The organism is Vibrio sp. 10N.286.48.B8 (assembly GCF_003050085.1).
GTDB classification, from domain to species: domain Bacteria; phylum Pseudomonadota; class Gammaproteobacteria; order Enterobacterales; family Vibrionaceae; genus Vibrio; species Vibrio crassostreae.
The window spans coordinates 271314-292588 of record NZ_PIGD01000001.1 but is presented as its reverse complement, the minus strand read 5'-3'; the positions used below and the strand labels follow the sequence as shown (position 1 = coordinate 292588).

At 44.3% G+C, this 21275-nt stretch carries 16 protein-coding genes; 7 read left to right on the top strand and 9 right to left on the bottom strand.

The features are described 5' to 3' along the window. Nucleotides 1-127: 127 nt before the first annotated feature. Nucleotides 128-328: a hypothetical protein gene (locus CWO08_RS01245; protein ID WP_017065689.1), complete on the top strand. Its 201-nt coding sequence runs from the start codon at nt 128-130 to the stop codon at nt 326-328. A 223-nt stretch (nt 329-551) separates the two neighbouring features. Here CWO08_RS01245 and malK read toward each other — a convergent pair whose 3' ends face one another. After that, nucleotides 552-1664 carry a maltose/maltodextrin ABC transporter ATP-binding protein MalK gene (malK, locus tag CWO08_RS01240; RefSeq protein ID WP_017060047.1) on the bottom strand — a complete coding sequence of 371 codons (1113 nt, stop codon included), beginning with the start codon at nt 1662-1664 and terminating at the stop codon, nt 552-554. 665 nt (nt 1665-2329) lie between these two features. Here malK and malE point away from each other — a divergent pair. From malE to malG, 3 genes are all read left to right on the top strand, one after another. Next, on the top strand, nt 2330-3514 hold the full coding sequence (gene malE, locus CWO08_RS01235; protein WP_048661042.1) for a maltose/maltodextrin ABC transporter substrate-binding protein MalE: 1185 nt from the start codon (nt 2330-2332) through the stop codon (nt 3512-3514). Nucleotides 3515-3595: 81 nt separating this feature from the next. Further along, the gene (gene malF / locus CWO08_RS01230) at nt 3596-5167 is read left to right on the top strand and encodes a maltose ABC transporter permease MalF (RefSeq protein ID WP_017060049.1); all 1572 of its coding nucleotides are present in this window, start codon (nt 3596-3598) and stop codon (nt 5165-5167) included. 11 nt (nt 5168-5178) lie between these two features. Next, on the top strand, nt 5179-6069 hold the full coding sequence (gene malG / locus CWO08_RS01225; protein ID WP_019822930.1) for a maltose ABC transporter permease MalG: 891 nt from the start codon (nt 5179-5181) through the stop codon (nt 6067-6069). 637 nt (nt 6070-6706) lie between these two features. Here the strand turns inward: malG and CWO08_RS01220 are convergent. The 4 genes from CWO08_RS01220 to CWO08_RS01205 form a co-directional block, all read right to left on the bottom strand. Further along, complete coding sequence (locus tag CWO08_RS01220) at nt 6707-6979, bottom strand: hypothetical protein (protein ID WP_048661044.1); 273 nt, start codon at nt 6977-6979, stop codon at nt 6707-6709. Between the two features lie 233 nt (nt 6980-7212). Further along, nucleotides 7213-7716: an acyl-CoA thioesterase gene (locus CWO08_RS01215; RefSeq protein WP_019822926.1), complete on the bottom strand. Its 504-nt coding sequence runs from the start codon at nt 7714-7716 to the stop codon at nt 7213-7215. 408 nt (nt 7717-8124) lie between these two features. Continuing rightward, the gene (locus tag CWO08_RS01210; protein WP_108019527.1) at nt 8125-9780 is read right to left on the bottom strand and encodes a peptide ABC transporter substrate-binding protein; all 1656 of its coding nucleotides are present in this window, start codon (nt 9778-9780) and stop codon (nt 8125-8127) included. Between the two features lie 193 nt (nt 9781-9973). After that, nucleotides 9974-10867 (bottom strand): DMT family transporter, encoded by an 894-nt coding sequence (locus CWO08_RS01205; RefSeq protein WP_048661046.1) that lies wholly within the window; start codon nt 10865-10867, stop codon nt 9974-9976. A gap of 98 nt (nt 10868-10965) precedes the next feature. Between CWO08_RS01205 and CWO08_RS01200 the strand changes: the two genes are divergently transcribed. Further along, nucleotides 10966-11754, top strand: coding sequence for a helix-turn-helix domain-containing protein (locus CWO08_RS01200; RefSeq protein WP_108019525.1), 789 nt, complete (start codon nt 10966-10968; stop codon nt 11752-11754). A 208-nt stretch (nt 11755-11962) separates the two neighbouring features. Then, a complete protein-coding gene (locus CWO08_RS01195) occupies nt 11963-13210 on the top strand; it encodes a hypothetical protein (protein WP_107898353.1) in 1248 nt (415 codons plus the stop codon). A gap of 150 nt (nt 13211-13360) precedes the next feature. Here CWO08_RS01195 and CWO08_RS01190 read toward each other — a convergent pair whose 3' ends face one another. Genes CWO08_RS01190 through CWO08_RS01180 form a run of 3 tightly spaced genes read right to left on the bottom strand, consistent with a single transcriptional unit; the run spans nt 13361 to nt 17735 of the window. Next, on the bottom strand, nt 13361-14494 hold the full coding sequence (locus CWO08_RS01190; RefSeq protein ID WP_108019523.1) for a lipocalin-like domain-containing protein: 1134 nt from the start codon (nt 14492-14494) through the stop codon (nt 13361-13363). Further along, nucleotides 14494-17028, bottom strand: a complete 2535-nt coding sequence (locus CWO08_RS01185; protein WP_107898473.1) for an ABC transporter permease — start codon at nt 17026-17028, stop codon at nt 14494-14496. Before CWO08_RS01185 ends, CWO08_RS01190 begins: the two co-directional genes overlap by 1 nt. Nucleotides 17029-17036: 8 nt before the next feature. Further along, a complete protein-coding gene (locus tag CWO08_RS01180; RefSeq protein ID WP_107898354.1) occupies nt 17037-17735 on the bottom strand; it encodes an ABC transporter ATP-binding protein in 699 nt (232 codons plus the stop codon). Nucleotides 17736-18277: 542 nt separating this feature from the next. Between CWO08_RS01180 and CWO08_RS01175 the strand changes: the two genes are divergently transcribed. Beyond that, the gene (locus CWO08_RS01175; RefSeq protein ID WP_107898355.1) at nt 18278-18907 is read left to right on the top strand and encodes a hypothetical protein; all 630 of its coding nucleotides are present in this window, start codon (nt 18278-18280) and stop codon (nt 18905-18907) included. A 188-nt stretch (nt 18908-19095) separates the two neighbouring features. Here the strand turns inward: CWO08_RS01175 and CWO08_RS01170 are convergent, their stop codons facing one another. Beyond that, nucleotides 19096-21000, bottom strand: coding sequence for a bifunctional UDP-sugar hydrolase/5'-nucleotidase (locus CWO08_RS01170; RefSeq protein WP_107898356.1), 1905 nt, complete (start codon nt 20998-21000; stop codon nt 19096-19098). Between the last annotated feature and the right edge of the window lie 275 nt (nt 21001-21275).

Genomic DNA, 21275 nt, shown 5'->3' with positions numbered 1-21275 from the left:
TTTGTGGTTTTGTTTCTTTCTAACTGACCTTAGCTTGATCTGGTTTCGGGCTTTGCTTTCAATCAACCTAGCATCACAGAGCGGAAATGAGTAAAATCTGATTAGGTTTAATATTTAGGTAAGTATCATGAGCGATTTTGAAAAAGAACTAGAGCAGATGACTCAAGAGATGGGCGATGAGCCTGAGGTAAAACTACCATCACTTGAAGAGCAAAAAGCAATTGTTGCTGAGTTCAAGCGATTAGAAGCGGAAGGTAAACTGACACCTGAAGTGTTAGAAAAGCATTTTGGCCAGTTCAATAAAACAAGTGATACGCCAATTCACTAAGTTTCAATTGAGCAAGCCTATATCTTTATCGGTTAGATAGGATGGCTTTTAGCTCAAACAGACAAAGGTCTAGTATTCGCTAGGCCTTTTTTGTTTTTATGCTGAACAGACAACGCGCGATCTGTTTAATGAAAGTAAAACTAGTCGTCTTAAATGAAAAATCCCCCTTACAAGGTAAGAGGGATTCGATCTGGGCAAGTTATATCCTAAAAAGACGAACTGATTAGTCTGTGCCGTATTCTTTGTACAAACGACGACATGCGCGGCCATCGCTGTGGAACAGGTGACAACGGTGTGCTGGAATACCAATCGCCAACTTGTCACCTGATTCGATTTTCAACGTGTCTGGCTGGCGATAGATAACATCAGCATCAGCACTTTCAAGGTTTAGGTAAACCTGAGTTTCGTTACCTAGTTTCTCTACCATCATCACGTCAGCTTCAATCGTCGCGTCACCTGATTCAGCAGACATCAAGTGTTCAGGGCGAATACCCAGAGACATACGATCGCCAGCATTAACTGTCGTCCCGTCAACAGGAATCCAGAAAGTCATGCCATTAGAAAGTTGTACCAACACGCGTTCTGCTTCAGCTTGCTCGATGTGAACTGACATGAAGTTCATCTTCGGCGAGCCAATAAAGCCCGCAACGAAACGGTTTTGAGGGTAGTGGTAAAGGTCAAGCGGCTTACCGACTTGAGATACATAACCACCATCAAGAACAACGATCTTATCCGCCATTGTCATCGCTTCCACTTGGTCGTGGGTAACGTAGATCATCGTGCAACCAAGTTGACGTTGTAGCTTAGTGATTTGTGAACGCATTTGAACACGCAGCGCAGCATCTAGGTTAGATAGCGGCTCATCCAGTAGGAATACGTTAGGTTGAGAAACTAGAGTACGACCAATCGCAACACGTTGACGTTGACCACCAGAAAGTGCTTTAGGTTGACGCTCAAGAAGGTGACCAAGCTGAAGGATTTCTGCAGCATGCTCAACACGCTTGTCGATTTCAGCTTTGTTTGCGTTTGCTAACTTAAGGCCGAAAGACATGTTGTCGTATAGGTTAAGGTGAGGGTAAAGCGCGTAAGATTGGAATACCATACCTACGCCACGCTTTGATGGCTCAACGTCGTTCATGCGTTGGTCGCCAATGTACAAATCACCAGACGTAATGTCCTCTAGACCTGCGATACAGCGTAATAGCGTCGATTTACCACAACCTGATGGTCCAACGAATACTACGAACTCACCTTCGTTGATGTCTAAGGTTACGTCCTTAGAAATCTGTACATCACCATATGATTTATAAACGTTTTTTAACGTGACACTCGCCATCTAGCTTGTCCTCGATCGATCAAATTTTAAGTTTTACTGCTTATCATTATAAGAAATTTTTGGGTCAGCAGTAACTGTAGGAATGGGTAAGTATTGAGTGAGTAAGAAAAAAGTGGGTGAGACTTGGCTTCTTTAACCAAGCCCACCCGTCATAGCCAAACTGATGTCCATTTCCCCCACATCCAGCTAAACCTCCCCCGTGATTCAATCACAGATTTAGCTCGATGCTAATAATAAGACACCAGCGAGCAGTGAAGCCAACTAAATGAATAATGCGTCAACGCATAACACTTGCCGGTAAAGGGTTCTTACTATCCACTCTTGGATGACTGCAGTTTCGGTGAATTAGCGTAAGGGTACATCCTCCTAATGGAAAATTAACTAGGGGGAGTAGGAGGGGAGGAGTAGATAAATGGGGTTATCCTCAATTGGCGATCCAGTTCAAATAAATCCACCACATAACGGTGATGTTGATCACGATGACTATACGTTTTGTGATTTCAGTCTCTAATCTGACCGGATGGCGATCACGAATTTAAGCCATAATAGCTAGGGCGTAGTGGCTAGGATGATGAGCTATGGTCTGTTTTCTCAGATCATAACCTCCGAAAACTGGCTCGTCTTGGTAGATGTGCCCTACGTATAAATATAAAAAGGATATTCACATGAAAAACGCTCTAAGCGCTGTAGCTCTAGGTACAATAGTTGCTCTGGGTTCTTTTGGTGCAAATGCTGCTATCGAAGAAGGACAACTAACAATCTGGGTAGGTGGTGACAAAGCTTATGAAGGCATGGCTGAAGTAGGTAAACGCTTCGAAGAAGATACTGGTGTTAAAGTAACCGTTGCTTTCCCTGATAAGCTAGAAGAGAAATTCCCTCAAGTAGCAGCAGCTGGCGATGGCCCAGACATGATCTTCTACGCTCATGACCGTTTTGGCGGCTATGCAGAAGCAGGGCTTCTTGTTGATATCAAACCTTCTAAAGAAACTAAAGAAGGTATCGTAGACTTCGCATGGGACGCTGTTTCATACGAAGGTAAAACAATCGCATACCCTGTAGCGGTTGAGTCAGTTTCACTAATCTACAACAAAGCACTTGTTCCTAACCCTCCTAAGTCTTGGGAAGAAATCCCAGCACTTGATGCTGAACTTAAAAAAGATGGCAAAAAAGCGATCATGTGGCCTCTTCGTGGCGGCGCTTACTTCACATGGCCTCTACTTGCAGCTGACGGCGGTTACGCATTCAAACAGACTGCAGAAGGTTACGACATTAAAGATGCGGGCGTAGCGACTGACGGTGTTCAGAAGTCTCTAGGTTTCATCGAGAAGATGGTACAAGACAAAGTTATCTCTGCAGACATGGATTACTCAGTTGCTGAGTCTGAATTTGTTGCGGGTAATGTTGCAATGACAATTAACGGCCCTTGGGGTTGGGAAAACATCAAGAAAGCTGGCGTAGATTACGGCGTAACAACGTTACCTAAATTCAACGGTAAAGCGTCTAAACCTTTCGTTGGTGTATGGGCGGGTGGTATCAGCACTGCTTCTCCAAACCGCGACCTAGCTGTTGAGTTCATGGAAAACTACCTACTAACTGATGAAGGTATGAAGAGCCTAAACGACGACAAGCCACTAGGTGCAGTTGCTCTTAACTCTTTCCAACGTCAACTAGACAGCGATACTCGTATTGCAGCAACAATGGACAACGCGATGAACGGTGAAATCATGCCTAACATCCCTCAGTTCACAACATTCTGGTACAGCATGGAAGAAGCGATCGGCAACGTAGTTGACGGCCGTCAATCAGTAGACCAAGCACTAAAAGCTGCTGAAGGTCGCATGACTAAGTAACAACCAAGCACTACCTTTTAAGGAGGGGGTAACCTCTCCTTACTTTTCTATTTTTTATCTATATCGCTAGCAGGTTCCTCTATGCAGTCAGTTCAAGGTACAGATGCTATCCCAGCACCATCAAGCCTTCCAGGCAGTAAAAGCGTCTTCATCAAATGGGGGTTGCTTGGTAGCGTTGGCTTAATAAACGGCTACGCTACAATTCTAATGTATTCTCGCGGTGAGCTCGCTTTTGCGCTGCTTACAGTGATCTTAACGGCTTTGGCACTTTACATTTTTGGTAGTAAGAAAACTTACGCCCACCGTTATATTTACCCAGGTATTGCCGGAATGATTTTGTTCATTCTTTTCCCATTGGCATACACCGTAGGGCTTGCGTTTACTAACTACAGCGCGAAAAACCAGCTTTCTCTTGAGCGTACTCAAACCGTTCTTTTAGACCGTTCTTTCCAAAGTGGTGAGAGCTACCCATTTACTTTGTACAAGACAGATGATGGTCACCAGATCGTCGTAAAAGATGGCGACCAACTGTTAGCGACTGACGTATTTTCTCTAGACAATATGACAGAAACAGAGATGGACTTATCTGTCATCGAGTCTGCGCAAGGTGAAAAAGAGAAGATCAAAGCGATCATCCAAAACCGAGCAGCGATCAGTGGTGTTGATTTCAATCTACCGGACGGTGGTGACATCCGCATGAGTGGCTTACGTAAGTTTGCTTCTGTTGCTCCGCTTTACACCCTTCAAGACGATGAAGAAACGTTAATCAACAATGAAACGGGTGAAGTTCTCAAGCCAAATATGGATGTGGGTTTCTACCAGCCTGTTGATGCAAACGGTGAGTTTACGGGTAATACCATCTCTCCCGGTTTCGTGGTTAGCATTGGTACACATAACTTTGAGCGTGTATGGAAAGATGATGGCATTAAAGAACCATTTATCAGCATCTTTATTTGGACGGTTATCTTCTCGGTATGTACCGTAGCGTTCACGCTAGTTATCGGTCTTGTACTGGCTAACATCGTGCAATGGGAAGAGTTGAAAGGTCGTTCTATTTATCGTGTTCTACTGATTCTGCCTTACGCCGTCCCTGCGTTTATCTCGATTCTTATCTTTAAGGGTTTATTCAACCAAAGCTTTGGTGAGATCAACATGGTGCTAGAGAATATCTTCGGCTTAAGCCCTAACTGGTTCTCAGACCCGATTCTTGCGAAAACCATGGTGTTGATGGTTAACACATGGCTAGGTTTCCCTTACATGATGATTCTATGTATGGGTCTGCTTAAAGCGATTCCTGATGATTTATACGAAGCGTCAGCAATCGATGGTGCGAACTTCTTGGATAACTTTAAGCGCATTACGTTCCCATTGATGATTAAACCGCTTACACCGCTATTGATTGCAGCGTTTGCCTTTAACTTCAACAACTTCGTAATGATTCAACTATTGACGAACGGTGGCCCGAACATGATTGGTACTTCTGAGCCAGCGGGTTACACAGACTTGCTTGTAAGCTACACATACCGAATTGCATTCGAAGGCGGCGGCGGTCAAGACTTCGGTCTAGCAAGTGCTATCGCAACGCTTATCTTCCTATTGGTTGGTGCACTAGCGTTACTAAACCTTCGTTTCACTAAACTGTCTCAAGATTAAGGAGCACGACAATGGCTATGGTACAAGGTAAAGGCCTTAAATACCGAGTGTGGGCAACACATGCAGTGTTGTGGTGCTTCTTGGCAATGATTATCTTCCCACTACTGATGATCATCGCGATCTCGTTCCGTGAAGGTAACTTCGCAACCGGTAGTTTGATTCCAGATAACCCGTCATTGGAACACTGGAAGCTAGCATTAGGTATGTCAGTGACGAACGCAGATGGCTCGGTAACGTCACCTCCGTTCCCAGTACTGACTTGGTTGTGGAACTCGATCAAAGTGGCGGGTGTTACATCGATTTTAATCGTGGCACTGTCAACGACATCGGCTTACGCATTTGCTCGTATGCGCTTCAAAGGTAAAGAAACTATCCTGAAAGCGATGATGATTTTCCAAATGTTCCCAGCAGTACTGGCTCTAGTAGCAATCTACGCGCTGTTTGACAAACTTGGTCAATACATTCCGTTCTTAGGCTTGAACACACACGGTGGTCTAATCTTCTCTTACCTAGGTGGTATTGCACTGCACGTATGGACGATTAAGGGTTACTTTGAAACGATTGATAACTCTCTGGAAGAGGCAGCAGCCCTTGATGGTGCAACGCCTTGGCAAGCATTCAGACTGGTTCTACTACCGTTGTCTGTGCCAATCCTAGCGGTTGTGTTTATCCTGTCATTTATCGCAACAGTTGGTGAAGTACCAGTAGCATCTATACTACTTACAGATGTGAACTCTTATACGCTAGCAGTAGGTATGCAGCAGTACTTATACCCTCAGAACTACCTATGGGGTGACTTTGCGGCAGCGGCTGTACTATCAGCACTTCCGATTACTATCGTGTTCTTACTTGCTCAACGTTGGTTAGTTGGCGGTTTGACGGCAGGTGGTGTAAAAGGATAAGCTGTACTCTATAAGAAAGAAAAAGAGCGACCGTTAGGTCGCTCTATATTGGCATTTTTATTACATCATTTGGTTTGGCCGCCGATCAGTAATAAAAATAACCCTCAGGTTACGCATAGCTGGCTACTAATCAGGTTCCTTACGCTATTAATGATTAGTGGTTTTTGTAACTCTAACCCAGGTATTTACTTGGGTTTTTTTATGCCCGCTACTTTTTGTTTTGTCTTTGTGTCTGCTTTACTCGTCAACTCTAGTATCCATCACCGTTATTGTGCTGATAAGCGCTTTAATATTAAAAGCTTCGAGTCACTTCTCTCCTACACATTTCTTGACTCATTCCTCTTACTTGAAGGCGTGAACGAGTCTCACAAATCAGACACTCAGTATAAGGGGCTGTTGATCTATTGATATATTGCTAATAATCCAATGCGTGATACTTCAATGATTTGTATGCAACAAATGATGAAATTGCACAGAAAGTGCATATAGAAACGGGATGTGGCTGTGAGTTTTAAATGGTTATAACTCAGGGATATGAAACTACACTGGAGTTATAGTTGAGAGCTAATGATCAAAACGCCGGGATGGATGAACATAGAATGGGTAGCTACAGAATGTGGATAATGAGTTCTAGCTGCTAGAACTCTTTGCTTGAAGGTGCGCAACCTAAATGCTGCAGTAATACATAGATGCTCTCTTGATCGAGTGCGACACGACGAAACAGATCCGCAAACGTTGGGTCGCCGCCGAAGCACGTCTGGATATAGTGGTTGATTTCATTGCTGTCGTAGCCTTCGACGTACAAAGTTCTAACCCATTGATACTCAACAGCCTTCAAATTGTTCAGTGTAGATTCGCTAAGAGTGGGGCGTGTGACGCTCAAGTGTGGCTCCGGGAAATTTAAGTACATCCATTATGATTGGCGGTATTTAATCAGAGCAAAATGACGACTTTATTACAGTCAAAATAAATCAGTGAACAAGTACCGATTCATTGCCACCTTTGGCTGGGTATCACGCTCTTATTGTCTGTATTGGGTGTGCAGCGGATTTGGCTGTGTAGAGCACGAAGGTATCAAATAGATCAATGCCAAGCAGGTGCTTGGCATTGTAATAGGGTTTGCAGGGGAGGAGCTGGTGGACCTTACTTAAGGTACTTCACGTGAGCTTCCATCTCTTCACCAATCTGTTTTCGCATGTTCATTAGGCGAATAGCCGAATCTCGTAATTCGATGTCTTCTGGCGTCTCTGGTATCCACTCTGGCACTTTAGTCGGGTTACCATTCTCATCGACAGCGACCATAATAACGATACAGTGAGTTGTTAGGCGGTTATTGAGCTCTTTAGGGTCGCTGGCTTGCACGTCGATAGCGATATGCATTGAAGATGAACCTGTATAGATGACCTTTGCACTTACTTCCACAAGGTTGCCTACGTGAATTGGAGCAACGAATCGAATTCCGCCTGCATAAGCTGTTATACAGTATTTACCGCTCCACCCTGCGGAACAAGCGTAGGCTGCTAAATCGATCCACTTCATTGCTGCCCCACCATGAACTTTACCACCAAAGTTCACATCCCCGGGTTCAGCTAAAAAACGCAGAGTAACGTCTCGTTTGCCATCTTGTCGGCTATTGCTACTGCTCATCTATCTTCCTTCATTATTATTTTGCTGCATAACATGCTTGTTACTTACTAATAACAATATACTTAAGATGACATAAGTTAAAGCGGATAATCTCACGGTTAAGACAATTTTTTTCAAACAGATGATCAGTTGATGAATATCGGTGTTTAAAGGTGTATGAGGCGAATGGCAAACATGGATGAAGTCATAGCAAGCAAAAGATTAGAAATACTGATTAAGTCACTAGATAGGTCGATTACAAAAAAAAACACCTAGCGCAATGCTAGGTGTTTCTAAGCCGTGTGGTACTCATGTCGGTACCTTTTTTGTGTTAGCCAACTAACCGCTGTTGATTTGGTTTAGTTAAAGTGACTGTATCTTAGTTACTACTAAAGTGGTAGCTATTATTGTTTTCTTATCAGCTCACTTTTACTGTTTTACAAAGTATAGATCCTTCGCGTAGATATTTCCTTTCGGATTATTGTTTGGGAAGCCCTTTAGTGTATTTCGCACTAATCGTGTGTGGTTGTAATGATATAAAGGCATAACTGCTGCAGAATCGTTGAGTAACGACTCAGCATGCTGATATAAAGCAAAGCGTTTAGACTGATCTTCCGTTTTACTCGCTTGCTGTAAGAGCTCATCATAATCTGGATTACAGTAGCCACTCTCATTTGCTGTGTGGTCACAAGTGAAGGCTTCTAACAGTGCAGAAGGCTCTGGATAGTCACCAAATGCCCATGAGCGAGCCAGCTGATAGTCGCCACTCCCTTTCGCTGCAACATAGGCTTTCCATTCCATGTTCTCCAACTCAATTTTTACGCCAAGTGGCTTCCACATCGATGCAATCGCGATCGCTATCTTTTTATGATTCTCACTGGTGTTGTACGTAAGGGTAAACTTGAGAGGCTTGTTTTCGTTGTATCCCGCTTCTTCAAGTAGAGCTTTGGCTTTGGTTAAACGCTGCTCGCTGTCTAGAGAATTGAATTCGGATAAAGGCGCTGTGTAGTCAGGAATATTATTCGGCGTCACGCTGTATGCTTCTGGCTCACCTTGACCTGTAACTTTCTCGACCAGAATCTCACGATTGACGGCCATGCTCAGTGCTTGGCGTACTCTGACGTCATCAAACGGCGCTTGACGTGTATTGAATGAATAGACGTAAGAGCCTAGTAGAGCTTGCGCTTTGATCTGCTCAGGGCTTTCTTGGATTAATTTCTGGTAGTACTCAAGCTGAACGCGATTGGTCATATCAATTTCACCCGCTTGATAACGGATAAGCTCAGCATTTTGAGATGATAAGCCCAAATAGGTCACCTTGTTGATGATTGTCGATGTGTTATCCCAATAATTTGGATTCCTCTCGACTTCAACGTATTCGTTTGGCACCCATTTACTCAAAGTGTAAGCACCGTTGGTCGCGATATTTTCTGCGCGAGTCCATTGGTCGCCTTTCTCTTGAACCAACTCAGCAGGCAAAGGGAAAAAGGTCTTGATGCTCATTAAACTCATAAAGTAGGGCGTAGGTTTTGAAAGTGAAATCTCAACCGTGCGCTCATCTAATGCTTTGATGCCAAGCTTAGAGGGCTCTATATCTCTTGATAGAATCTCGCTAGCGTTCACTATGTTAGCCGTAGAAAAAACAAAACCCGTGTTATTACCTGTTTTCGGAGACACTGCGCGCTGCCAACCAAACACAAAATCAGACGCTGTGACTGGATCGCCATTTGACCATTTGAGGTTCTCTTTCAATACAAACGTCACGGTTTTGCCGTCTTTGCTGATAGACCATTCTTTGGCTTGCCCTGGGATGATTTGCCCGTCACTGTTTTCAATCACAAAGCCTTCAAACATATCATTGACGATGATGTCACCGGGCATGCCTGAATTTACGAAGCTAGGATCTAGTGTGTTGGGCTCTGCACCGTTGCCGCGTACAAAATGTTGTTCCTCAGCTAATAGTTCTTCAGCTAATGGTGCATTAGTATTAGCAGGAGCAGGAGCAGGAGCAGTGGCAGCAAAGCTTGAAACAGATGACAAAGCAAGTAGAGACGAGATGATCACAGGGATCGGTGGTTGAGTCATTGTACTTCCTTTTACAACTTAAACAGTACGTAATGCATTAAACCTGAGTCGGTAACATGTTGCAACCACAATGAACGCGTATTAAAAGCATTTAAAAGGCTTGTGAATAAAATAACAGTGCCTACTTCGGAGTAGGCACAGTAAGAAAAGTGAGTTTGAATATTTGCCCTAAAGTGAGCGTTGGATGATGCGTTTAGCTTTGTTGAGGGAGAGGAGCCTCAAGCCTTGGTTTTCTTTTAATTTGAGCAAGGATGACACCTGAAATCACCATCACACCGCCAATGATGTGGAACTGGTTAATTTCTTCGCCAAGCCATGTCGCAGCTAATACGATCGCAACAACTGGAAGCAAGTTCATGAACATCGCGCTTGAGTCAGCACCAATGGTGTCAATCGCTTTCACCCACATCCAAGGTGCTAAAATCGAAGCGGCAACTGCGGCGTAAGCAATCAATGGGATCGCTTGTTGCGGTGGTAAAAGTTGTTCGCTGGTAAGCCAAAGTGGCGTAAGCATCGCGACAGCAAACAGACCCTGAATGTAAATCACCACCCAGCTACTGATTGGCATTTTCCAGCGTTTCAAGAGCACACAGTAAGAAGCATAAACAAAGGCCGCAATCAGCATATAGCCATCGCCTTGGGTCAATTCTTGATGGATGAAGAACAAAGGATCGCCTTTACCTAACATCAGAGCTAAGCCTGACAGTGACAACACACCACCCACAATACTCAAACTAGAAATGGACTTATGCAACAAAGGAACGCTCAGAAATACACTGATCAACGGGACTAAAGACGTGATCAATGCCATGTTTGAAGCGGTTGTGGTTAAGCCTGCGTAGTAACCTAGAGATTGGTTCAACACCATGCCCAAAAAGCCGAGGAACGCTAATTTCGATAGGTTTGGCTTAATGACAGCCCACTGCTTCATCACCGGGCGAATACAGAAAGGCGTGAGAATTAACATCGCAAAAAACCAGCGGTAAAAACTCATCGCGCTAGGTTCTATGGTGCTTGCAGCAAGCTTGTTGACGATTGCATTGGCGCCCCAGATACAGACTGTAAAAAATGGTAAGAGATAATGCATGTGAATTCCGTCGCAAATGAGTTGATGCGGCTAGTTTGACAGGTCGTTATACTTACAAGTATCTTTAGAAAGACATCAGGCGCGATAGGAAGACAAGTTTGAAAAAACAGTCCAGAAACCTTCATCCATCCTTATCAATTGATAAGGCACCATCCAACGTATTTATGAATTTTGAAGCGTTTCTTTCGAACACTGAAACTCGAGTTCATAGCCACTCATGGGGACAGGTCCAGTTGATCAGTGGCGGTATATTAGAGATGGAAGCGGAAAGCACCCGATTTCTAGCGCCACCACATTTGGCGATTTGGGTACCGGCCGGGGTGATGCATTGCAGTTATAACCGTAAGCCTTTGGACTACTGTTCGCTAAATATCGCCCCAGAGCTAACGCAACATCTGCCAGAAAAAACCAGTCTTATAAAGATCACGCCGATTGTGTCTTCTATCATCGATGATTTTCGCGATCGTGGAATCAATGTTGCGGAAAGCGAACAAGATCAAAGACTCGTTCAGGTACTGCTTGACCAACTTGCGCAGCGTGAGGTTGAACACCACTTCTTACCTTCGACCGACAATAAGTATCTAGCGCCTATATTGGCTTCTGTTGAAGAAAACCCAACCGATGAAGTGACGCTGAAAGATTGGGCTGAACGTGTCCATACCACAGAGAGAACTCTGTCCCGCCACTGCCAGACTGAGCTTGGAATGAGCTTTACAGAATGGCGATTGCGTGTCCGTTATCTGTACTCGATGGACTTGTTAAGAAACGGCCAATCGGTTAAAGAAGTCGCTCTAACATTGGGTTACAACCAAGCAAGCCCATTTATCACCATGTTCAAACGTTACGCGAACCAAACGCCAGAACAGTACAAGAACCGTTTGTTGTGATTGGTTTCTTTTGCCAAACGTGTCAATAATCGGCTACTTCTCTTTTTATATTTAAGTTTTTGTTATTAATAGATTAAATTAGGTCTCGGTAGCGGATATACACGTCTATTTCTTCAATGGTTTGAATTTGGTTATATAGGCATTTAGTTTTTTTTCGTATTTGAGTGATTATTTATATAATCACTTGCTCAAAATTCCGAGGAAAAATTTGAAGTTTATTATCCCAACCATATCAGTATTAGTTGTAACACTTTCAGCATGCGGTGGTGGTAGCGATAGCGCTGCGCCACCACCTCAAAAGACTAAAACCGTAGTGCCTCAAATGTCCATAACCCCGGCATTAGGCAGTGTAGCTGATCCAAAAGATGATGTTGCAAAAAACCTTTATAGTAGCCCTGTAATGTATTCAGCTAATGCTATAGGCAGTACCGATATCAAAGAATGTATTAAGGCTCTGAACCTATTTAATATTTACAGTATTGGTTGGGATGATGAGTTCAATAAAGGGTTATCTGCTAAGCAAGAAAAAGATCTCAAAGGTTTCTATGGTGTTTATGGTGCAAACGGGATTGTAGATTACTCAGCTGGTACCACCGAAGCTATCGAAGCAAAAGATTGGATCAGCTACTTCTACTACGATGCAAACTTTCAAGATTGCGAAGCGCGTCGTTACAAGTCCTATGCCAAAGTAAATAAAGTAGGACAAGACATTACCGAGCTTAGTTACAAGTACAGTGTTGATGCCGATGCGACTACAAATACACCTCAACAAAATATAAGTAACTATACGGCTTGGCAAAGTGACGCTGCGAAAAACACAGTGGTTGGTTTAGTGACCAACATTACAACAGGTAGCATTCAACATAAGCAGCAACTGAAAAGCTTCACATCCGACAGTGGGCGTTCTGTTGATAACGTCAGTTTCAGCAAGATGTTTAGAAATAGCTATTTTTTAGAGTCTTATAATAATGGCGAAGTCGAATATCAAGTGGTTGGCGGTAAGGTGATTGATAGATATGCAAAACCAAACCTGTCAGATCCAGAAACCTACTATGCCGTTAACTTAATTTCGGCGTATTTCCCAGGTATTGGCACCAGAATCAACTGGTGTGTTCGAGGGAGCCAGTTCGTATCAAATAAAGAGACGCCAATCAGCGAAGCGCAATACAACAGTATTATTGAAAAGGGTGATTTAGGTGCAGCTTATTGCGACCCATTTGATACGAACATCAGCCAAGTTCGTTATTACGATACGAAAGGAAGTAAAGTCTCAGACAGTTCTGCAATTGCACTTGAATTAAATAACAAGTTGGCACAAGGCACTATTGTTAAAGACAAGTTGGATCAACGAGTAGCCAATAAGAAGTTGTACTTAGGAAAAACACACAGTGAATATTTCCAAGAGTCCTCTTTGGCGAATCAAGTCGATCAAATCAAAGCCGATTTAACAAAATAGATTTGCTACCGGAGCTTAAGCTCTTATCTGATTAAAGAAACCATAGCCGAACGCAGAAGCCTAACTGTGCTCGGCTACTTTTCGTACCATCCATTTCTTTTTATAAATGAACCGCTCGCATATGAGGTTGGTTTGTATCATGCCTTTGGCTTAATACCCAGTTAACTCCATATAGCCAGATCCAGAATGAGAACCTTTAATCACGATTGGCCCCTCCCAATAGGGAACTGATAGTGGCATTTTCGCATTTGGATTAAGCGCCGAAACAGTCAGTTTAATTTGTTGCGTCGGAATCGAAATTTGCCACTCTGTTGGGTAGTCACGTCCATCGATTTCCGTTTGCTTGATGGCGGTTAAGTTGATGTCTTGCTGTGAAATCGCGATGCCGGAGCCATCTTGATTCATCAACCTCGCATGGGAGTAACTGGCTTTGCCTGTTGTTGAGTTGCGAAGTTGAAACACCACCAAGCTGGTTTCATCACTCAGCCTTAGCGCAAACCAATCCCAACCTTGTTGCGAGTCGAGTAAAAATTGCGAGCTCCATTCTCTGTCTATCCAACCTGTACCGGAAACCTGATGGGTGACTCCATCAATGGTTACCTCGCCTGATACATCGATGAATGGTTGGCTGTAGTAGTAGGAAGCCACTTTGCCATCGCTACTTTTAGTGCTGTAGCCTTGTTCGCCTTGCTTTTGATAAGGCGCGTTGTTGGTTAACTTAAGCGAGTATCCAAATTGATCCGAGTTAGCGACTAATGTCGCTGGGAACAGGTCATCGGTCGTCGACGTCCATTGCCAATCATCGAGATAAACACGAAACGGCGAACTGCCTACACCTGCTAGTTCAGCTTGATCGCGAGACCACTTTTCATCGGCGTAGTGCTTGTCTTTAGTGGTGACAGCACTGTGCGCCATGTAGATTTGCTGGCTTTGCCACGTGGTTTTCTTAGCGCCATTGCCACTTTCTTGTGGTGCAGCCGCGAAGCGGAACTGTGTCCACTGCACGCCTAAAGTGTTGCCGTCTTCATCAATTAAGTTTGCGGTTAAGTACCACCATTCATGACGAAAACCTGGGTGTGCTTGATGGTCGGCAGGGAAGGTGATGTCGATACCTTTTACTACCGGCGTGAATTGCTCAGCCTCTTTTTGTGTTTCATCGTCGGTTTGTGTTTCTGCGCCAAGTATCGAACCCATATTTTGAGCTGATGGTTGAGTGGACTCCTCACACCCTAAAAGGAACAAGATGCCTAGTGTGAGAACGAAAACTCTTATTGCTCGATTCATCACAACACCTCGCTCTGTAAACTGGATACAACAGGTTTGCTGACCAAACGCCACAGTGGAATCAAGGTCGCAAACACAGCCACTAAAATGGTGATGGCTGCGATGCTGAATGCGTCACTCCAATTCCATACATAATTTAAACTCCAACCAAAGGCGCGCAGGGTAACGATGTCCGTCAACACATAACCGACCATAGCGCCGAGTGGTAAGGCGATAACCAGAGTGAAGGCGACCAGAACAACGATTTGCCCGACCACCATCGCCATCAATTTTTTCTGACTAACACCGAGCGCGTACAACCTTGCAATAGCGGCTTTGCGTGCATCGAGCAACATGAAACAGGCGCAGAACAACCCTATCACCGCCACCATTAAAGTGACGCCATTAAGCGCCCGAGTGATAGCAAAGGTTTGTGAGAAGATATCTAAAGCGATCGATTTGATCTGTGCTTGATCGTAAAGCTGACTTGGGTGCAGATTGAGTTGTTGGCGTAGCTGTTCGTACACCACTTGTGGGTCGCCAGAAACTTTGATTCCCAAGCTGGTGGGTAAATCAGTAAATCCGTTTTCGAGCCATAAATTAGGTGAAAGTAACACTTCGCCATTCGGTGAGCCGTAATCGTGGAAAATCGCCCCGACGATGAGTGTTTTGTCTTGGATCGCGTCGAGCTTGAGTCGGCTTCCAAGGGACAAGCCGAGCTTCACTGCCGTAGGTTCGCTGATTGCCACGAATTCACCTTGGTAAAAGCGCGTCCAGAAATCATCAAGGTGGGATTGGAACACCATGGTTTGCTCAAGTGTGTCTTTGTCTTTAGTGCCGAGCAAAGTCGGTAAACCCTGCAAGTTATCGTCGACATAATATTGCTTATAAACGGTTTCAACATTTTCAAACTGCTCTAACGCACGTTCGACATTCGCGATTTCACCTTGGGCAGGGCTAACGTAAATATCGGCATGTAAGCGCTGTTCAAGCCATTGCTTTAACGTGGATTCAAAGCTGCCGACTAAGGTATTCATTCCGATATTGGCGGTGACAGCGAGAAGCAACGCCATCATGGCAAGGGAGAGAGGGGAGATAAGTTCACGCAGCTCAGCGAACAGATATTGTATTAACCCCGATTGGGTGCGTTTTTCGCTCCAGTTCGCTAGCACGCTGAGCGTTTTGGGCAAATACAAAGGAATCGACACCACTAACACACCGAGCCATGCCATGGTGAGGCGGTGATGTTCGCTCATCCATAACCCTGCTAACGCTAGAATAGTTAATACTGACCCGATAACAAACAGCTGATTTTCGTTAGACGTTTCCGGCGCTTGATAGAAACCGCCATGGGAAGAGAGGGGTTGTCGCACGCGCTGTTTAAAGTGCTGCCAACACGCGACAAGCGTTGCGGCCAGCGTGAGTAGCAGTGCCTGCACTAACCATTGCCACTGCCATGTGCCGGGAAGCAGTGTTGCACCATAAAGTTGCTCAAGCGTTATCGCGACGGTTGGGTGTAGCCAATGGCTGAGTTGAATGCCGAAAATGAAACCAAGCGACGCGCCTAGTGTGACTAAAAGAGTCAGCTCGACTAACAGAGCTGAAAATACGATGCTTGGCGCAATGCCGGCTTGTTGAATTTGCACCAACAGCCGATTACGTTTCAGCAGACTATATTTCACACCGTTGTAAGCGATGAATAGGCCAACCAAAAACGCCAACAAACTCATGGCGGTGAGATTGAGGTGAAAGCTATCGGTAATTGAACCGAGATCTGTGCTTTGGTTGTTGGAAATCCATTGCCCTTGCTCGCCAATAAGGCTTTGCCATTTATCCTGTGTATTGCTGTTCGTGTCGCTCTTAGTGTCAAAAATAGCGATGTAGCTCAGTTGCCCTTGCTTGTTAAGCAGTTGCTGAGCGAACCCAATATCCATCAACATTCTGCTACCGAGCTGCCATTCATCTGGTAGCACTACCACTTGAGTGAGCACTTCATCCAAAGTGAGTGCGTCTACTTCGTCCAAACTCTGGTGCTGAGATTGGCTAATCATCACAATGGGTTCTCCCGCTAAGAGTTGCGGCAAAGGTAAGGCATTGTCGAACAGGGAAATGTTTGGCTCTTTGGCTTGAGTATTGCTTTTTTCGTCGATGCGAGCGTGGCGAGCTCTTGAAGTGAGGGCGGCGATTAGCTCACTGCCTTGAACTGACCAGCGTCGGCCTTGTTCGTCTCTTACTCGTCCTTCAATTACAGGTAGCGCAGCGCTTAATCCACTTTGTCTTAAGCTGAAGTAGAGCGATTCCGGCAAATAGTTTTGCCCTGGTGGTGGAATGATAAGGTTCTGCGCTTGAGCGCTAAGTTGCTCGGTCGATTCTGCATAACTGCGCTTGGCATTGAGGTTGATGGCTTGCACCGCGACAAACAAGGTGACCGCAAGCACAATGCCGATCAGAATCGCTGCGGCTTGCAATGGTGACTGACGATAGTGTGCCGCGAATAGATTCAGAGTCAGTTTGGTATGGGTGAGCTGGTTCTGAGCGAAGCCAGTTTGCTTCATTGGATTACTCACAACGCTGCTGCTCTTGGGGTTAGATCCGCGTTCCTTAAACAACCATCATCTAACACCAATTTTGTCTGCATAAAGCTGGCGCATTCTGGGCTGTGCGTAACCAAAAGCACCGCAGTGTTGCCTTGTGTGATGATTTCACTCAGCAGCTTCATTACCTCAATGCCTGCTTTGTGGTCGAGGTTACCTGTGGGTTCGTCGGCAAGCAATAGTTTGGGTTTATGGGCTAGCGCACGCGCTATTGCGACTCGTTGTTGCTGACCGCCAGAGAGTGCGGATACATGTCTTTCGAGTAGCTCGCTGATGCCCAATGCGTCAACTAAATAATCGCACCAGTCGCTCCATTTCTGTTGATTCAAATGGAGCGGGAAGGCGATGTTTTGTTTTACGTTGAGTGGGGTTAACAAGTTGAACTGCTGAAAGATAACGCCTAGTTTTTGATGGCGGAATCGGCTCCACTGTGGATCTTTCCAATCTAATGAGTTCTCGCCATCGAGCCACAACTCGCCACCGGATAGAGGCTCAAACCCCGCAATGATGTTAAGCAGAGTACTCTTTCCACTGCCACTCGCCCCTGTCAAAGCCACGCTTGCCCCTGTCGCTAAAGCGAAGTCGACATTTTCCAGTACGTGATGGGTATCTTTGCCATCAACAAAGCTTTTGTTGGCATGTGTGAGTGTGACAATTGGGCTTTCCATTTCCTTTCCTTATAACCAAAACTAACCATCAAAAGGTGTCGTTACTTGTGGCAATTACCGAAGCGACAAGCTCTATAAAACTGTAGACAAAAATCTCAAACAATAGAGCGATTTATATCGAATTATTAATAACTTGTACTGCGAAAAGAGGGAAATAGATCAGTGTGAGGAGGAATACAGATGTTAGTGGGAGCTATGAGTCACCGAGGAGGCTTTGAATTTATCGTCAGACGGTTCGTGCTGTTTCTCTAGTTTGTTCCTGTTCCATTCTTCTAATGCTGTTCATTGTGAATCCTCGCGTTGTATCTCGGGGGAAATTATACCTATCTAGCAGCACTCAAATAACTCTGATCTAGTTGCAATCTTGCACGGTAGCTCTTGAACATATCACTATGTAGAAAAGTTTATACTGGAGGTGCTGAAAACTCGAAAATAGCATAAGAGATTTTAATGAAGTAAGAAATTTTAGTAGAATCAATCTACTACGAAGTGGGATGAAGATTTTACATTCGGTATGGAAATTATCTGTTAGGTAAATTTAGATGAATGAACATTATGTTATCGAGCTATTTCAACGAGTTTTAGATCAAGCAATATGGTGCGGAAGTGATGAATTAAGAAAGCAAGGTTGGTGTATTACTTCCGAAACTTTAGAAAATGAACTGTTTGATTACATACGGGAACATGAGCTAAGTGAAGTTCAAGCAATAGAAGAGCTATTGACTGAGCGCTTTGAATCATTATTACAAGTTGAGTTAGAAAGAGAAACTCGACTATTGATCCCACCTTACAGTGACATGTTAATCGAATCTATCAAATCGTTTAATTTAGGTTTTTATAATATTTGTATACCGAGTTTATTTAGTATCATCGAATCAGCGTTAATGCATCTTGCAAACAAAGGTGAATACAATAATATTCGCTACGTTTCTGGAATTAGAAAAAGAGAAAGTTCTGAAGCTTTACACTTAGGTCTAAAGAGTAAGCTTTTTCAGATCGCAAACACAACTGAGGAACTGTTTTCACCGATGCGGTTCGATGCTAGTGAATGCGACATTACTTTAAATAGACATGTTTCAGCCCATGGTCGCAGAGAGAGCTCGTACAATAAAACTGATTGCTTGAAATTATTTCTGCTTTTAGCATCCATAAAATCTTGTTACTCAAATTAAACATTTCTAAAAACAGTGACAGGCTGATTTTTAACTCATAGTACTTTACCAACTACGAGTTAGCCTTTTCAGCTCATTCATCGAATATCACCGTTTACTCAGTACAGATGTGATGTTGTAGGGTGGGAATGACAACGACTTAACCACGCTCTAAGCGTCGTTAAGTCGTTATTGGTTTGAGGTCAGGGTTAATAGAGCGCTTTGATCAGAGTGATTTCGCGTTTGATTTGCTTACCCTCTTGCTCAGTCGCCTGCGCCAGTTTCTTTTCGCGTGTGGTTATGGCTGCTTGTTTGGTTTCGTCAGATTTGAACATCAGTTCTTTTACGTTGATAGAAGCGATGTTTGTGTAGCGGCCATCGTCACTGGTCGGGATTGATATGGTTTCATCATTAATCAATGACTTTACGATCTCTCGCTGTTCATTGTAACGGCTCTCTAAACCAGAAAGTGCCCATCGCTGCTGAGTTTTACCTTCATACTGACCGTTCTTTTCTTCTTTAAGATACTTGATGGTCATATTACGGATTGTGCCTGCTTCTTCTCCATACTCTGCTTCCGTATCAAAGAGTACAGGGAATGATTTACCTTCTAGCACGCCGCCTTTCTTGGTTAGATGACCCATTCGATAGCTATTCATACCAATACGGATTTCTGTTTGATCAGTAACCGGTGTGCCATCTGCAAACGCGAGGTTGGTGATGCGTGTACCTGCAGGCTGAGTGAGGTCGATGGTATAAGTCACGCCCGCGAAGAAGTCATTAGTTGAGTATTTTGAAGCTCTGCGTTCAGGGTTAAAGCTGTAGGTCACATCACCGGGTTGCACTGAGTTGAAGTAGCCCGCAGACCATTCCATGTAGGTTCTTAACTCTTTGCCTGTCATCTGGTAGACAGTGATTTCGCCACCTGCGTATTGGTAGTTGTACGCGATGTCTTTGGCTTTGATTGGGCCAACATCGAGCTCTGCATTGTCGTTGTCTATTTGAAGTGCAATGACATTGGCTTTGGGTGCATAGAAGAAGCTCGCTTCTTGGTATAGCGCACTGATGCCTGTGTCTTGAACATGGACTTGAGGGATACCGCGGATTTCGTTTTCTGGGACTAAATCAACGCCGGTAAGCTGAGCGACAGGTCGATTCGCCATTTCTCGGAGTTGTTTGTGATAAGGCTGGTATAACTCGTCCATATTCTCGTCAGAATCTATACCTTTAATTTTACAGGTGAAGCTGTCTTTGTTGACGAGAGTGAATGTGCCATCGCGCTCTTCAAATTGAAGATCGATACGAGATAGGGCGCGGCCATATTTGTCGGGTTCAGTAATAATAACGCCATTCACAACGGCTTTATCGATGCGAGTGTGCATGTGGCCAGCGACGATGGCATCGAGCTCTGGGTTTGCATTGGCAATGTCGGTGACACCGGTGTCGGCAATGTCATTCTCGTTTTCAATCCCCATATGGGCAACCAATACGATGGCATCCACTTTATCATCAATCTCTTTGACGATTTTCTTCACTTCCAAGGTTGGATTAGTGAAAGTGACGCCTTCTAAACGGTTTGTACCTTGCGCAAAGACCTCCGTCATTGGGGTATCCATTCCGATCACGCCGATCTTAATACCACCTCGTTCTAGAATGGTGTAACCCGGTAAGAATGGGTTTCCGTTTTTGTTCTTGATGTTGCCACCGAGAGATTGCCCTTTAAATTGGGTAACGGCTCTGTTGAGGGTTTTAAGGCCAAAGTCGAATTCGTGGTTACCTAAAACCCACACATCGTATTTCATGTGATTAAAGCCAAGCATCATTGGATCAACGGGCTCGTCTTTGAAGGTTTCTACGAAGTTGCCTTGGATGGTGTCGCCAGCATCGACAAGGATAATGTTAGATTGCTCTTTTCGGATCTCACCAACCTTGGTCGCGATTTGGCTCAAGCTACCACGAGTGTTGAGTTTATCCGCCGCGTAATCCCACGCCATAAAATGACCATGAATATCTGAAGTACCCAGTATCGTGACATCGTGTATGTCGCCATCAGCTGCAAAGGTGGGAAAGGCTAGAGAGAGTAGGATGGCGCTTGATAGTATGTGTCTTTTCATAAGTATGTTCGCATCGTGGTTTTAAGTATGACGCTACCATATAGAATCGAGATTACCTTATGGGTGATCAGTGTCATATTTATAGTGATATAACTTACTGATGTTTCAAATAAATGTGATTCATGACCATCTCGTAACCACTTAAATTATGGAGAAACGCATTACAACTCTTTACTGCGTTCTCAATACTCAATTCCTTGAATCAAACTTTCTCAGTGAATCAATTTCCGTAAGCACTTCTGTCTTTGTTTAAGGTGATTGGGTTATCCCGCCAT

Excerpts from the sequence above, each read along its gene's own strand:
- CWO08_RS01220 (WP_048661044.1), bottom strand. The coding sequence starts at position 6,979 with ATGTACTTAAATTTCCCGGAGCCACACTTGAGCGTCACACGCCCCACT.
- malE (WP_048661042.1), top strand. The coding sequence starts at position 2,330 with ATGAAAAACGCTCTAAGCGCTGTAGCTCTAGGTACAATAGTTGCTCTG.
- CWO08_RS01215 (WP_019822926.1), bottom strand. The coding sequence starts at position 7,716 with ATGAGCAGTAGCAATAGCCGACAAGATGGCAAACGAGACGTTACTCTG.
- malF (WP_017060049.1), top strand. The coding sequence starts at position 3,596 with ATGCAGTCAGTTCAAGGTACAGATGCTATCCCAGCACCATCAAGCCTT.
- CWO08_RS01205 (WP_048661046.1), bottom strand. The coding sequence starts at position 10,867 with ATGCATTATCTCTTACCATTTTTTACAGTCTGTATCTGGGGCGCCAAT.
- CWO08_RS01245 (WP_017065689.1), top strand. The coding sequence starts at position 128 with ATGAGCGATTTTGAAAAAGAACTAGAGCAGATGACTCAAGAGATGGGC.
- malK (WP_017060047.1), bottom strand. The coding sequence starts at position 1,664 with ATGGCGAGTGTCACGTTAAAAAACGTTTATAAATCATATGGTGATGTA.
- CWO08_RS01210 (WP_108019527.1), bottom strand. The coding sequence starts at position 9,780 with ATGACTCAACCACCGATCCCTGTGATCATCTCGTCTCTACTTGCTTTG.
- CWO08_RS01190 (WP_108019523.1), bottom strand. The coding sequence starts at position 14,494 with ATGAATCGAGCAATAAGAGTTTTCGTTCTCACACTAGGCATCTTGTTC.
- CWO08_RS01170 (WP_107898356.1), bottom strand. The coding sequence starts at position 21,000 with ATGAAAAGACACATACTATCAAGCGCCATCCTACTCTCTCTAGCCTTT.
- CWO08_RS01185 (WP_107898473.1), bottom strand. The coding sequence starts at position 17,028 with ATGAAGCAAACTGGCTTCGCTCAGAACCAGCTCACCCATACCAAACTG.
- CWO08_RS01175 (WP_107898355.1), top strand. The coding sequence starts at position 18,278 with ATGAATGAACATTATGTTATCGAGCTATTTCAACGAGTTTTAGATCAA.
- CWO08_RS01180 (WP_107898354.1), bottom strand. The coding sequence starts at position 17,735 with ATGGAAAGCCCAATTGTCACACTCACACATGCCAACAAAAGCTTTGTT.
- malG (WP_019822930.1), top strand. The coding sequence starts at position 5,179 with ATGGCTATGGTACAAGGTAAAGGCCTTAAATACCGAGTGTGGGCAACA.